This is a genomic window from Acidovorax sp. Leaf191, assembly GCF_001424425.1.
Lineage (GTDB): Bacteria > Pseudomonadota > Gammaproteobacteria > Burkholderiales > Burkholderiaceae_C > Acidovorax.
This window is the reverse complement of record NZ_LMPT01000019.1, coordinates 891,545-904,021: the sequence shown is the minus strand read 5'-3', so window position 1 is coordinate 904,021 and position 12,477 is coordinate 891,545. Positions and strand designations below refer to the sequence as shown.

The window sequence follows — 12,477 nt, the reverse complement described above, 5'->3', positions numbered from 1 at the left end:
CCTCGAAGTCCGCTATCGCTCGCAGTTACGGCTGCTCCTCAAACGACGCCGTGCCTTCCGGCAACCCCACCCAGTCATGTCGCCTACATGTCCAGATCTGCCGCTGCGGCGAGCCGAGCTCGTGCCGTTGTTCGATCGTGCCGATCCGCAGTGAATAAGTGGCGGGATCGCTCACAGCGCAGGCATAGAGCGAGCTGCCGCACACCTCGCAGAACGCCAGAGCGCGCTGGTTGCCGCTGGCGGCAGTCTTGATGTAGGTGCGGGGCGTGCCCCGGGTCAGCCGAAAGCTGGACGCAGGAGCCGCGATGTTGGCCCGGAAGGCAGAGCCTGAGTGGCCCTGGCAATCATCGCAGTGGCAGACCGTGATGGTGCCCGGCTGCACCTCGGCCTCGTAGGCGATCGCACCGCAGTAGCACGCACCGTCGATCTTCATCATGTTCGGAATCCTTGATCTGAATGACCGCTGTGGTCAGATTCTGCCCGGCGAGCAAAAGAACAAAAAGAAACACTCCAGTCGCTTGACTTGTAATTGCGAATCGTTATCATTAGCAAAACGCAATCAAACGCACCAGGAAAAACCCATGCAAGCCACTTTGACCGCCGCTTCGATCCTGCGCCCCGCTTCTGCCAGCAAGGGGGTCTCGCACGCCGACGGGCAAGCAAGCCAACGCACCGAACCTACCGCAGCTGCGGTCGACAGCAGCTCCCTGCTGCAGGGCCAGAAGGCCGTGGCCATCAGCCACAACGGGTCGGTGTACCGCCTGCAGGCCACCAAGCTCGGCAAGCTGATCCTGACCAAATAAGGCGGCAGTTTCAGCCATCACCAACATTCGCCGCAGCCCGCGCCTGACCGGTCTTTGCACCCATAGCGCCGGCAGCGGCACCCAGTTTCATCGTGGGGCGACTCCCGGGCTTTCAACAAGCTCGCAAGGGTCGTTTTTGCCAGCCAACGGGTTCACCCCCGCGTAGCCAGGCTTTTTTTGTACCCCAGGGTTCTTCGCTCGCAACAAAAAACCGGCCTTGAGCCGGTTTTTTTGTGGGCGACGACAGCGTCACCCGGTAGATTCAAATAAATTTGCCCTCCAGCGCTTGATAGGCAAGCGCGAGAAGCTATCTATTTGATAGCAATCTCAAAGACCCAGTGCAGCGATGCCGGCACGCGCGACCTGCGCGTCCTCGGTGGACTTCACGCCGCTCACGCCCACCGCGCCCAGGCACTGGCCGTCCTTGAGGATCGGCACGCCGCCTTCGAGCAGGCCGTCGATGCCGGGCGCGCTCAGGAACGCAGTGCGGCCACCGTTGACGATGTCCTCGTACACCTTGCTCTCGCGGCGGCCCATGGCGGCCGTGCGGGCCTTGGAAGGGGCGATGTGCGAGGACACGGCGGCGGCGCCGTCCAGGCGCTGCAGCCACAGCAGGTGGCCGCCGTCGTCCACGATGGCGATGGTCACGGCCCACTGGTTCTTCAGGGCTTCGGCTTCGGCAGCGGCGGCAATGGCCTTGACGTCGGCGAGTTCGAGTTCGTGCTTGGTCTTCATGGATGTGTCCGGGTGGAGGAAAAGAAAGAGTCGAAGAAAGGTCGCCCGGACGAACCGCAGGGGCCCGCCGGAGCAATGAACCATCAAGCATAGCGGCATCGCCAGGGCCGCTCACCCCTACGCAGGGTGAAAGTACCCTTACCAAAAGTAGGTAAGCGGGTGCGGTCATTGCGAGGCCAAAAACCGTCTCCACCTAGAATTTGCAATGTCTGCGCTGTGCAGGCCAACAAGGAGAGACACAAGATGAATGACCATGTCACCACCCTGGGCCACTCTGCGGGCTATGGCATCTCGCAGGAAGACCGCCACCGGGTTCTTCGCAATACCTACTGGCTGCTCGCGCTGAGCATGATCCCCACGGTGCTCGGCGCCTGGGTCGGCGTGGCCACCGGCATCACCCAGTCGCTGCGCGGCGGCGTGGGCCTGATCGTGTTCCTGGGCGGCGCGTTCGCCTTCATGTTCGCGATCGAAAAGACCAAGCGCTCTGCAGCGGGCGTGCCGGTGCTGCTGGCCTTCACGTTCTTCATGGGCCTGATGCTGTCGCGCCTGATCGGCATGGTGCTGGGCTTCAAGAACGGCACCGACCTCATCATGACGGCCTTTGCCGGCACCGCCGGCGTGTTCTTCGTGATGGCCAGCCTGGCCAGCGTGATCAAGCGCGACCTGTCGGGCATGGGCAAGTGGCTGTTCGTGGGCGCCATGGTGCTCATGGTGGGCGGCATCATCAACGTGTTCGTCGGCTCCAGCGTGGGCATGATGGCGATCTCGATGGCGGCCATCGGCATCTTCAGCGCCTACATGCTGTACGACATCAAGCAGATCCTGGACGGCGGCGAGACCAACTACATCAGCGCGACCCTGGCCCTGTACCTGGACGTGTTCAACGTGTTCCAGAGCCTGCTGGCCCTGCTGGGCATCATGGGTGGAGAGCGCGAGTAAGCGTCCCCTGAACGGCTGCGCGGCTTTCCCCAAGGGGGGCGCACCCGGTGGTCCGGCGAAGCCGGTTCCACGGGTGCACTGGCCTGCTACCGCGCCAGTGTCAACCGCCGCTTCACAGCGTGCGCCACAAGGCTCCTTCGGGAGCCTTTTTCTTTTTGTTGAGCCCGCACCAAGGTCAAGCCTCAATAGCGGCGCAGTCCTGCCGATAATGCAAGTACATGTATCGCAACCTGCCCTTCACCCCGCTGCGCCTGCTGGCCGTGGCCGCCCTCGCGCTGCTGCTGGCCGGTTGCGACAAGATCCCTGGCCTGGGCCCTGATCCGCGCGTTGCGCAGCGCGATGCCGAGGCCAAGGCCATCGGCGGCGCCTGCCGCCATGCGCTGCGCGGCCTGGAGGATTGCTACACGCTCAACCCCAAGGCCGCCAAGGCATCCGTCTTCGCCGGCTGGAAGGACATGGACGCCTACATGCGCGAGAACAAGATCGAAGGCGCGCCGTCGGTGCTGGGCGAGGTGAAGAAGCCCGAGCGCAAGGGCAGTGCGGACATCGACACCGAGACCGAGACGCGCGACCCTGCCGCGAGCCGCAGCAGGAGTTGAGATCTGCCCTGACAGGGCGCCCTTCCCCGGGCGTGCACGCGCCTGACGTCCTGGCGACTGGCAGCGGGAAGGGCCAGGACCGCGCCTGGCCGCCCTCCTCCTGCCTCTGACATCCTTCAGGCGGTCACACCCGCTCGAACACCGCCATGCTCTCGACGTGCGCCGTGTGCGGGAACATGTTGACCATGCCCGCAGCCGTGCATTTGTAACCGGCCTTGTGCACCAGCAGGCCCGCATCCCGCGCCAGCGTGGCGGGGTTGCAGCTCACGTAGACGATGCGCTGGGGGGGTGTCCAGCTTTCGGCGCCCGCGGGCAGCGGGCCGGCATCCTCGGCACCGATGCGCGCCTGCTCGATGTCTGCCAGCGCCTTGGCCAGCGCGAATGCGCCCTCGCGCGGCGGGTCCACCAGCCACTTGTCGGCCCAGCCATCGGCCACCAGCATTGCGGGCGTCATCTCGAACAGATTGCGTGCTACAAAATCAGTAGCTGCTAGCGCTTTACTGCCGCGCGGCAGGGCCTGATTCAATGCATAGTTTTCGCGCGAACGGGCGACCAGCGCCTCGCTGCCCTCGATGCCCAGTACCTCACGCGCCTGCGTGGCCAGGGGCAGTGTGAAGTTGCCCAGGCCGCAGAACCAGTCGATGACGCGCTCGTGCGGCTGCACATCCAGCAGGCGCAGTGCCCGGCTGACCAGCACCCGGTTGATGTGCGGGTTGACCTGCGTGAAGTCGGTGGGCTTGAAGGGCATGGTGATGCCAAAGTCCGGCAGCGCGTACGACAGCTGTTCGCCGCCCTCGTCGAGCAGCTTCACCGTGTCCGGGCCCTTGGGCTGCAGCCACCATTGCACGCCGTGCTCGGCGGCAAAGGCACGCAGCCGCGCGATGTCGTCGGCGCTCAGCGGCTCCAGGTGCCGCAGCACCAGGGCGGTCACCGTGTCGCCACAGGCCAGCTCGATCTGCGGGCAGGTGTCGCGCGCGTCCATTCCGGCGATCAGCGCACGCAGCGGCATCAGCATCGCATCCACGTGCGGGGGCAGGATCCTGCAGGTCTGCATGTCCGCCACGTAGCGGCTCTTGCGCTCATGAAAGCCCACCAGCACCGTGCCCTTCTTGATCACATGGCGCACGGACAGGCGGGCGCGGTAGCGGTAGCCCCAGGCGGGCCCCTCGATGGGCCGCATGACGGTTTCGGCCTTGACCTTGCCCAGGTGCCAGAGGTTGTCTTCCAGCACGCGCTGCTTGACGGCCACCTGCGCGCCCACGTGAAGGTGCTGCATCTTGCAGCCGCCGCAGGCCCCGGCGTGCAGGCCGAAGTGCGGGCAGCCAGGGCGCACGCGCTGCGACGACTCGCGGTGGATCGCCGTCAGGCTGGCTTGCTCCCAGTTGTTCTTCTTGCGGTGGGTGTTGGCCGTGACCAGCTCGAAAGGCAGGGCGCCGTCGATGAAGACGACCTTGCCATCGGGCTTGCGGGCCACGCCCTGGGCGTCCAGGTCCATGGACTGCACCTGCAGCCAGCCGTCAGGCAGGTCTGCGCCGTCTTGTGCGGCGGGTTCAAACGAGGGGGATAGTTCTTTCGGTTCGCTCATCCCCCGATTGTCTCAGGCCCGGGACTGCGCCTGTCCGAGCCGTGACAGGAATACCTCAGCTGCGGTCGGCGCGTGCAGCGCGCATGCCCGGCGCACCGCGCATGGAGGCGGAGGCGAGCGGCAGCTTGTTGATGGTGAGATCGCAATTGTGATTGTCGGGCGTGAACACCAGCGTCGAGTTGGGCGCCACCACCGGCAAGGTCTCGTGGATCTGGCGGGACAAATCGATCGGTGGCTCCGGAGCGCGGTACACGATGTCCTTGTCGGGGCCGTACACCACGTAGCACGACGCCATGGCCGACTGGCTGAAGAATGCAGCCACCAGGGCTGCGGCAGCGTATGGAAGGACCTTCATGTTTCTTCTCCTGAGTCAGACGTATTTACCGGTCATTATGCTGGCTTTGCCCCGCCCAGCCAACGCCGCTGTCGCGTGAAAGCCGCTGCGGGCCAACGGCGCGGCTGTGGTGCCGCGGCGCTTCACGACAGATGGAGAAAGAGGTGGTTGGTGTGCTTGACCTCTTCCATCACGGCGTAGGTGCGCGTCTCGCGCACGCCGGGCAGTTGCCACAGTACGGCCCCGGCGAACACGCGGTACGCATTCATGTCGGCCGAACGGGTCTTGAGCAGGTAGTCGAAGCCACCCGCCACCATGTGGCACTCCATGATCTCGGGGTGCACCTGCACGGCGGCCTTGAACTGGTCGAACACGTTGGGCGTGGTGCGGTCGAGCAGCACCTCCACAAACACCAGCATGCCCGCGCCCAGCCGCAGCGGGTTGAGCCGCGCCTCGTAGCCGAGGATGAAGCCGTCCCGCGTGAGCCGCTGCACACGCGCCAGCACCGCGGTGGGCGACAGGGCCACGGCCTCCGCCAGCTTGAGGTTGGCAATGCGCCCGTCTTCCTGCAGGATCGACAAAATTCTGCGGTCGATACGGTCCAGATCGGTGTCGTTGGTCATTGGCACTAGTGATTCATTCGGTTAATAAGCCAATTTTCGACCATTTATTCATCGCGACTCCAGAGATGATCCGTTTCAGTGGGTCTGACAGCCGTCGGGCCCGAACATTTCTCTTCGAGAACCCGCCATGACAACGACCGCCGCCGCCTTTGCAGACTTCGCCCCGCGCACCCCGCTGGCCAACCCGCTGCGCGCCGCCATCACCGCCGCCTGCCGCCGGCCCGAGCCCGAGGCCCTGGCACCGCTGCTGGCACAGGCCCGCGTGCCGCAGGACTTGGCCGCGGCGTCGCAGCAACTGGCGCTGCGCATCGCCGGCACGCTGCGCCAGCGCAAGGCCGCCAGCGGCCGCGCGGGCATCGTGCAGGGGCTGCTGCAGGAGTTCTCGCTCTCGTCCCAGGAGGGCGTGGCCCTGATGTGCCTGGCCGAGGCGCTGCTGCGCATCCCCGATGCGGCCACGCGCGACGCGCTCATCCGCGACAAGATCAGCAATGGCCAGTGGGAGCCCCACCTGGGCAAGAGCCCCTCGCTCTTCGTCAACGCGGCCACCTGGGGCCTGCTCATCACCGGCAAACTGGTAGCCACCCACAGCGAAGGCAGCCTGGGTGCATCGCTGGGCCGGCTCATCGGCCGGGGCGGCGAGCCCCTGATCCGCAAGGGCGTGGACATGGCCATGCGCATGATGGGCGAGCAGTTCGTCACCGGCGAGACCATTGCCGAGGCCCTTTCCAACGCGCGCCGCATGGAGGCCGAAGGCTTTCGCTACTCGTACGACATGCTGGGCGAGGCGGCCCTGACCATGGCCGACGCCGAGCGCTACTACGCCTCGTACGAGCAGGCCATCCACGCCATCGGCAAGGCATCGGCCGGGCGCGGCATTTATGAAGGCCCCGGCATCTCGATCAAGCTGTCGGCCCTGCACCCGCGCTACAGCCGCGCGCAGTTCGCCCGCGTGATGGACGAGCTCTACCCCCTGGTGCTGCGACTGACCGAGTTGGCCAAGAGCTACGACATCGGCATCAACATCGACGCCGAAGAAGCCGACCGCCTGGAAATCTCGCTCGACCTGCTCGAGCGCCTGTGCCACGAGCCCAGCCTGGCGGGCTGGAACGGCATCGGCTTCGTGATCCAGGCCTACCAAAAGCGCTGCCCGTATGTGATCGATTTCGTCATCGACCTGGCGCGCCGCTCCCGCCGCCGCCTCATGGTGCGCCTGGTCAAGGGCGCCTACTGGGACAGCGAGATCAAGCGCGCCCAGATCGACGGCCTGGCCGACTACCCGGTCTACACCCGCAAGGTGCACACCGATGTCTCCTACGTGGCCTGCGCGCGCAGGCTGCTGGCCGCACCCGAGGCCGTGTACCCACAGTTCGCCACGCACAACGCCGAGACCCTGGCCACCATCTACCACCTGGCGGGCAGCAACTACTACGCGGGGCAGTACGAGTTTCAGTGCCTGCACGGCATGGGCGAGCCGCTGTACGAGCAGGTGGTGGGCGCCATCGGTGCGGGCAAGCTCGGCCGAGAAACAGGAAAGGCCGGCCTGGGCCGGCCGTGCCGCATCTACGCCCCGGTGGGCACGCACGAGACGCTGCTGGCCTACCTGGTGCGCCGCCTGCTGGAGAACGGTGCCAACACCTCCTTCGTGAACCGCATTGCCGACGAGACCATCGCCCTGGCCGATCTGGTGCGCAGCCCCGTGCAGGTGGTGGACGAAGCGGCCGCCCGCGAAGGCACGGCCGGCCTGCCCCACCCGCGTATTCCGCTGCCAGCGGCGCTCTACGGCAGCGGCCGCACCAACTCGCAAGGGCTCGACATCGCCAGCGATGCCACACTGGCGCAACTCGCCGCCACGCTGCAGTCCAGCGCCCTGCACGGCTGGACTGCCGGCCCGCTGCTGGCCACCGATGTGCCCGCCGGCCCGGCCACGCCCGTGCGCAACCCCGCCGACCTGCGCGACGTGGTCGGCCATGTGCAGGAGGCCACGGCCGGCGACGTGGACCAGGCGCTGAAGAACGCACAGCAAGCCGCACCGGCCTGGGCCGCCACCGGCCCTGCCGAACGCGCCGCCGCCCTGCAGCGCACCGCCGACCTGCTCCAAGCGCGCCTGCAGCCGCTGATGGGCCTGCTGATGCGCGAGGCCGGCAAGAGCGCCAGCAACGCCATCGCCGAGGTGCGCGAGGCGGTGGACTTCTTGCGCTACTACGCGGCGCAGGTGGAGAGCACCTTCGACAACGCCACGCACATCCCGCTGGGCCCCGTGGCCTGCATCAGCCCCTGGAACTTTCCGCTGGCCATTTTCATGGGCCAGGTGGCCGCAGCGCTGGCCGCCGGCAACCCCGTGCTGGCCAAGCCCGCCGAGCAGACGCCACTCGTCGCCGCCGAGGCCGTGCGCCTGCTGTGGCAGGCGGGGGTGCCGCGCGGTGCGGTGCAATTGCTGCCCGGCCAGGGAGAGACCGTGGGCGCACGCCTGATCGGCGACTCCCGCGTCATGGGCGTCATGTTCACCGGCTCCACCGAGGTCGCGCGCATCCTGCAGCGCACCATCGCCGGCCGCTTGGATGCCGCCGGCCGCCCCATCCCGCTGATCGCCGAAACGGGCGGGCAAAACGCGATGATCGTGGACTCGTCCGCCCTGGTGGAGCAGGTGGTCACCGACGCGGTCTCGTCAGCCTTCGACAGCGCGGGCCAGCGCTGCTCCGCACTGCGCGTGCTGTGCGTGCAAGACGACGCCGCCGACCGCGTGGTCGAGATGCTGCAGGGCGCCATGGGCGAGCTGCGCATGGGCAACCCCGCAGCGCTGGCGGTGGACGTGGGCCCGGTGATCGACGCCGAGGCCCAGGCGGGTATCACCCAACACATCGACGCCTTCAAGAGCCGCGGCCAGCGCGTGTTCCAGCACTGCCGCAGCGATGCCGCCGAGGCCGCACAGGGCACCTTCGTGCCGCCCACGCTCATCGAACTGAACAGCATCGGCGAGCTGCAGCGCGAGGTCTTCGGCCCCGTGCTGCACCTGGTGCGCTATGCACGCAAGGACCTGGACCAGCTGCTCGACCAAATCAACGCCACCGGCTACGGCCTGACCCAGGGCGTGCACACCCGCATCGACGAAACCATCGCCCGCGTGGTCGACCGCGCGCACGCTGGCAACGTGTACGTCAACCGCAACATGGTGGGTGCCGTGGTGGGCGTGCAGCCCTTCGGCGGCGAAGGCCTGTCGGGCACGGGCCCCAAGGCTGGCGGCCCGCTGTACCTGCTGCGGCTGCTGGCCCAGCGCCCGGCCGCCGCACTGGCGCAGACATTCGCCGCCGCGGACCGCATCGCCGCGCCAGACATGGCCGCGCGCGAAACACTGCTGAGCCCCCTGCACGCCCTGGAGCGCTGGGCGCAGGCGGCGGGGCACGCCCCCCTGGCCGCCACCTGCCGCCGCTTTGCCGCCGAGACCCAAACCGGCACCGCGCGCACCCTGCCCGGGCCCACGGGCGAGCGCAACGTCTACAGCCTGCTGCCGCGTGCCACCGTGCTGTGCATCGCTGCCGCGCAGGAAGACCTGTGGACCCAACTGGCCGCCGTGCTGGCCAGTGGCGGCAAGGCAGTGTGGAGCGACGCACACACCGCCCTGCGCACCACCCTGCCCGCCGAATTGCAGGCGCGCATCGCGATCGCGCCCAACGCATTGGCCGACGACACCACCGACTTGGCTGCGGTGCTGCACCATGGCACGCCCGAGGATTTGCGCAACGTGTGCGAACAGCTTGCCCGCCGCCCCGGCCCCATCGTCGCCGTCACGGGCATGCCCCCGGGCAGTACCGAGGTGCCGCTGGAGCGCCTGGTGATCGAGCGTGCGCTGAGCGTGAACACGGCGGCGGCGGGCGGCAATGCCAGCCTGATGACGATCGGATAAAGCGCGCTGACGCTCGTGCGGACGTCGGGAGGGGTGCACCCAGCCCCCGCCCTGGCATGCATCGCGCGCCAGCACCTCATGCCGCCGGCCACGGGCGCTCAGTCCATACCGGTCTTGCCGGGCGCCCAGTACGCCTTGGCCACGATGCACGATGCCGGCACGCCGTGCCCCTTGAGTGCCTGGCGTGCCTGCTGGATCGACTGCGCGCGCCCCGTGAGCACGAACAGCGTGCCATCCCCGCTGCCCTGCGACCACAGTCCGCTGGCGGCTTGTTTCCGGCCAGCCTCGTCGCGGCGCTCCACCAGCAGGGCGGCGTTAATGCCCAGGGCCTGCAACGCCAAGGTGGCTTCGTCAACGGACTCCACCTCGAACACGCAGCGGGGCTGTGCCCTCGCGCCCATGGCCGCCGCAACGGCAGCCGCCAGGCCGAACGACGTCTCGTCCCCATGCAACACCACCGGCCCGGCCAGATCTCCCAGCGCCAGCGAGCGGTGCGGGCCGAACACCTGGCAGGCATCGCCCGCCTGCACACGCCGCAGCCAGTCGCTGCCAGGCCCGGCTCCATGCGCGTAGCCCAGCAGGCGCACATGCCCGCGCACCGCATCGAACACGATGGGGGTGAACGTGCGCGCCGTGAACGGCCCGGCCACCTTGACCTGCAGCTTGTGCCCCGGTGCCCAGGCCGCGCCCTTCAGGGCATCGCCTTCCAGATCGATGAGCCGAAAGCGATCCGACACCCTCTGCACCGCAGCCACCCGTGCACTGCGCAGCAGCAGCCTGTCGAACGCACGTTCCAGCAGGCCCGGCACCCGATCTTCAGTAAAGCGCATGCCGCACCTCGTGGTCGTAGTGCGCGTTGATCTGCCCCACCTGCTCGTCGCCGATCGGTGCGGTGGCACCCCCCAGCCGCGTCAGCTCTGCCAGCATCTGCCCCACCGTGGGCAGCGCAGTGCGGTCCACCTGCGACGCCGGGGCCCACAGCCTGGCGCGGTTCACCGCCTTGCCGCAGTGCATGAGCACTTCGGTGATGGCCACCACCGTCGCGGCCTTGGGTGTGCGCCCCTGTTCTGCCAACTCGGCCAACAGCTCGGGGGCGGTGGACACCCTGCCGTGGCCGTTGATGCGCAGGAACACCTCCAGCCCCGGAAAGATGAAGAGCATGCCCACGCGGTCGTCGCGCTCCAGGTTGCGCAGCGATTCGATGCGGTTGTTGCCCGGCCAGTCGGCAAAGGCCACCGTATGCGCATCCAGCACGTGCACGAAGCCCGGCGGGCCGCCGCGCGCAGAGGCATCGAGCCCCTCGCCGCTGCCCGTGGCCAGGCAGAAAAACGTCGCAGCCTTCAGGTAGCTTTCATGAAAACCGATGAGGCGGTCGAGCACCGCCTTCTGGATCATCTCGGACGGCGGCGAGTACAGCGCATCGAGGTCGGGAGCATCAGGCCTGCCCGGCCCGGCCGCAGGGGGCGCCACCAGGGCCCGCAAGTGCGGGTCCCGGACCTCCAGCACCTCGAACAGCCCCAGCGCGCGCAGTGCAGGCGCCAACGCCTGTATATCGCCCGCTGCGGCAGCGCGCGCTGCGGCGGGTGCAGTGGGGTCCTGCAACACCCGCGCATTGGCGAGGAAGGCCCCCACCGAGCCCTTGCGGACGGTGATACCGCCCACCTCCACTTCATTGACATGGTCCGGAAGAACATCCTGTGCGCGCATGGCCTGACTCCTGTTGATGCGATGCAAACAAGAATAAGATGCATTCACATGGCGGCTGTACACTGAAATCGCCAACTGATTGCTTTCATCCGCCATTTCGATACGCCTCCATCCTGCATGCCTGACCTGAACGGTTCGAACGATTTGAAGCTCGCCCTCGCCGCCATCGATGCGCCGCAGGGCCCCATGGTCATCGCCCTCGCCGGCACGCAGGATGGCGAGCGCATGACCGAGCCGCACCAGCACGCGCGCGGACAGCTCTTCGGGTCGCTGCGCGGGCTGATTTCCGTCAAGGTGGAGGACGCGGTGTGGGTCGTACCCGCCATCCATGCCGTGTGGCTGCCGCCGCACCACCTGCATGCGGCGCAGTCGCACGGCCCCTTCCACGGCTGGAGCGTGTATGTCGAGCCGGCCGCCTGCAAGGGGCTGCCCGCCAAGCCGTGCACGCTGCGCACCTCGGGCCTGCTGCGCGAAGCGGTGCTGCGCGCAGCTGAATGGCCTCAGGGCCCGCTGGATGCAGGCCAGTTGCGTGTGGCCGGGGTGATCCTGGACGAGATCCGCACGCTGCCGGTCGAGCCCCTGGGCCTGCCCTTGCCCCGGGACGCGCGCCTGCAGCGCATTGCCCGCGCGCTCATCGCCGACCCGGCAGACGGACGGGACCTTCCAGCGTGGGCGCGGTGGGCGGCCCTCAGCGCGCGCACGCTGAGCCGGCGCTTCGTCGAGGAAACGGGTTTCAACTTCTCGGCATGGCGCCAACGCGCACGGCTCATGCGCTCGCTGGAGATGCTGGCCGCCAATGTGCCGGTCAACAGCATCGCGCTGGATCTGGGCTATGCCACGGCCAGCGCTTTCATCACCGTGTTCAAGCGCACCTTCGGGGAGACGCCCGCCGCCTACCGGCAGCGGCTGTGAAGGTGGCTCAACAGGTGGGCTCGATGCGTGTTCGGGCCAGTGACGGGGCGCGGGCGTGTCGGCCCGAGGGCATTGCGTGCCCCCTGCCACACCAGCAACCACCAGTCGAAAGCCTGCTGGCGTGAGACCAGGGGCACAGCCGCTTCGCATCGCAGCCCGTCATGTCGCCGGGCGTGCCTCGCAGGTCCACCCCCAAACCTATCAAATTCACACATGTGATTGTTCGTCATGGCATTGCCGTTCTACTTGCCGGCCGGCCAGTTAATTGGCATCATGACTGCCAGAGGTTTCGGTGCCCTTCACAGCCTGGGGACACTGCGCCCTTCAAGAACGATCACA

12 protein-coding genes are annotated in these 12,477 nt (G+C 67.6%); 5 read left to right on the top strand and 7 right to left on the bottom strand.

Annotated elements, in window-relative coordinates:
• Positions 1 to 25 precede the first annotated feature (25 nt).
• Entirely contained in the window at positions 26 to 436 is a 411-nt protein-coding gene (locus ASG27_RS18100; RefSeq protein WP_235503957.1) for a GFA family protein, read from the bottom strand.
• Between the two features lie 145 nt (positions 437 to 581).
• On the opposite strand from ASG27_RS18100, the gene hemP reads away from it, so the two are divergent.
• Positions 582 to 803, top strand: coding sequence for a hemin uptake protein HemP (gene hemP, locus ASG27_RS18095; protein WP_056413745.1), 222 nt, complete (start codon positions 582 to 584; stop codon positions 801 to 803).
• A 327-nt stretch (positions 804 to 1,130) separates the two neighbouring features.
• On the opposite strand, the gene ASG27_RS18090 is transcribed toward hemP, so the two are convergent.
• Positions 1,131 to 1,538 carry a GlcG/HbpS family heme-binding protein gene (locus ASG27_RS18090; protein ID WP_056413748.1) on the bottom strand — a complete coding sequence of 136 codons (408 nt, stop codon included), beginning with the start codon at positions 1,536 to 1,538 and terminating at the stop codon, positions 1,131 to 1,133.
• 243 nt (positions 1,539 to 1,781) lie between these two features.
• Here ASG27_RS18090 and ASG27_RS18085 point away from each other — a divergent pair, with 243 nt between their 5' ends.
• On the top strand, positions 1,782 to 2,477 hold the full coding sequence (locus ASG27_RS18085; protein ID WP_056413876.1) for a Bax inhibitor-1/YccA family protein: 696 nt from the start codon (positions 1,782 to 1,784) through the stop codon (positions 2,475 to 2,477).
• A 218-nt stretch (positions 2,478 to 2,695) separates the two neighbouring features.
• Entirely contained in the window at positions 2,696 to 3,076 is a 381-nt protein-coding gene (locus ASG27_RS18080) for a hypothetical protein (protein ID WP_056413752.1), read from the top strand.
• A 124-nt stretch (positions 3,077 to 3,200) separates the two neighbouring features.
• Here the strand turns inward: ASG27_RS18080 and rlmD are convergent, their stop codons facing one another.
• The 3 genes from rlmD to ASG27_RS18065 form a co-directional block, all read right to left on the bottom strand.
• Complete coding sequence (gene rlmD, locus ASG27_RS18075) at positions 3,201 to 4,661, bottom strand: 23S rRNA (uracil(1939)-C(5))-methyltransferase RlmD (protein ID WP_056413755.1); 1,461 nt, start codon at positions 4,659 to 4,661, stop codon at positions 3,201 to 3,203.
• A gap of 55 nt (positions 4,662 to 4,716) precedes the next feature.
• Positions 4,717 to 5,016 carry a hypothetical protein gene (locus tag ASG27_RS18070; protein WP_056171966.1) on the bottom strand — a complete coding sequence of 100 codons (300 nt, stop codon included), beginning with the start codon at positions 5,014 to 5,016 and terminating at the stop codon, positions 4,717 to 4,719.
• Positions 5,017 to 5,138: 122 nt separating this feature from the next.
• Positions 5,139 to 5,618 carry an Lrp/AsnC ligand binding domain-containing protein gene (locus ASG27_RS18065; RefSeq protein WP_056171968.1) on the bottom strand — a complete coding sequence of 160 codons (480 nt, stop codon included), beginning with the start codon at positions 5,616 to 5,618 and terminating at the stop codon, positions 5,139 to 5,141.
• Between the two features lie 127 nt (positions 5,619 to 5,745).
• On the opposite strand from ASG27_RS18065, the gene putA reads away from it, so the two are divergent.
• Entirely contained in the window at positions 5,746 to 9,519 is a 3,774-nt protein-coding gene (gene putA, locus ASG27_RS18060) for a trifunctional transcriptional regulator/proline dehydrogenase/L-glutamate gamma-semialdehyde dehydrogenase (protein WP_056413757.1), read from the top strand.
• A 98-nt stretch (positions 9,520 to 9,617) separates the two neighbouring features.
• On the opposite strand, the gene ASG27_RS18055 is transcribed toward putA, so the two are convergent.
• A complete protein-coding gene (locus ASG27_RS18055; RefSeq protein WP_156370494.1) occupies positions 9,618 to 10,349 on the bottom strand; it encodes a siderophore-interacting protein in 732 nt (243 codons plus the stop codon).
• Positions 10,336 to 11,001, bottom strand: coding sequence for an MSMEG_1061 family FMN-dependent PPOX-type flavoprotein (locus ASG27_RS18050; RefSeq protein WP_056413878.1), 666 nt, complete (start codon positions 10,999 to 11,001; stop codon positions 10,336 to 10,338). The genes ASG27_RS18055 and ASG27_RS18050 overlap by 14 nt, the downstream gene beginning before the upstream one ends.
• Positions 11,002 to 11,412: 411 nt before the next feature.
• Between ASG27_RS18050 and ASG27_RS18045 the strand changes: the two genes are divergently transcribed.
• Positions 11,413 to 12,138 carry an AraC family transcriptional regulator gene (locus ASG27_RS18045; RefSeq protein WP_162240423.1) on the top strand — a complete coding sequence of 242 codons (726 nt, stop codon included), beginning with the start codon at positions 11,413 to 11,415 and terminating at the stop codon, positions 12,136 to 12,138.
• The last annotated feature ends 339 nt before the right edge of the window (positions 12,139 to 12,477 follow it).

Excerpts from the sequence above, each read along its gene's own strand:
- ASG27_RS18080 (WP_056413752.1), top strand. The coding sequence starts at position 2,696 with ATGTATCGCAACCTGCCCTTCACCCCGCTGCGCCTGCTGGCCGTGGCC.
- ASG27_RS18090 (WP_056413748.1), bottom strand. The coding sequence starts at position 1,538 with ATGAAGACCAAGCACGAACTCGAACTCGCCGACGTCAAGGCCATTGCC.
- ASG27_RS18055 (WP_156370494.1), bottom strand. The coding sequence starts at position 10,349 with ATGCGCTTTACTGAAGATCGGGTGCCGGGCCTGCTGGAACGTGCGTTC.
- ASG27_RS18085 (WP_056413876.1), top strand. The coding sequence starts at position 1,782 with ATGAATGACCATGTCACCACCCTGGGCCACTCTGCGGGCTATGGCATC.
- ASG27_RS18100 (WP_235503957.1), bottom strand. The coding sequence starts at position 436 with ATGATGAAGATCGACGGTGCGTGCTACTGCGGTGCGATCGCCTACGAG.
- rlmD (WP_056413755.1), bottom strand. The coding sequence starts at position 4,661 with ATGAGCGAACCGAAAGAACTATCCCCCTCGTTTGAACCCGCCGCACAA.
- ASG27_RS18065 (WP_056171968.1), bottom strand. The coding sequence starts at position 5,618 with ATGACCAACGACACCGATCTGGACCGTATCGACCGCAGAATTTTGTCG.
- putA (WP_056413757.1), top strand. The coding sequence starts at position 5,746 with ATGACAACGACCGCCGCCGCCTTTGCAGACTTCGCCCCGCGCACCCCG.
- hemP (WP_056413745.1), top strand. The coding sequence starts at position 582 with ATGCAAGCCACTTTGACCGCCGCTTCGATCCTGCGCCCCGCTTCTGCC.
- ASG27_RS18045 (WP_162240423.1), top strand. The coding sequence starts at position 11,413 with ATGGTCATCGCCCTCGCCGGCACGCAGGATGGCGAGCGCATGACCGAG.
- ASG27_RS18070 (WP_056171966.1), bottom strand. The coding sequence starts at position 5,016 with ATGAAGGTCCTTCCATACGCTGCCGCAGCCCTGGTGGCTGCATTCTTC.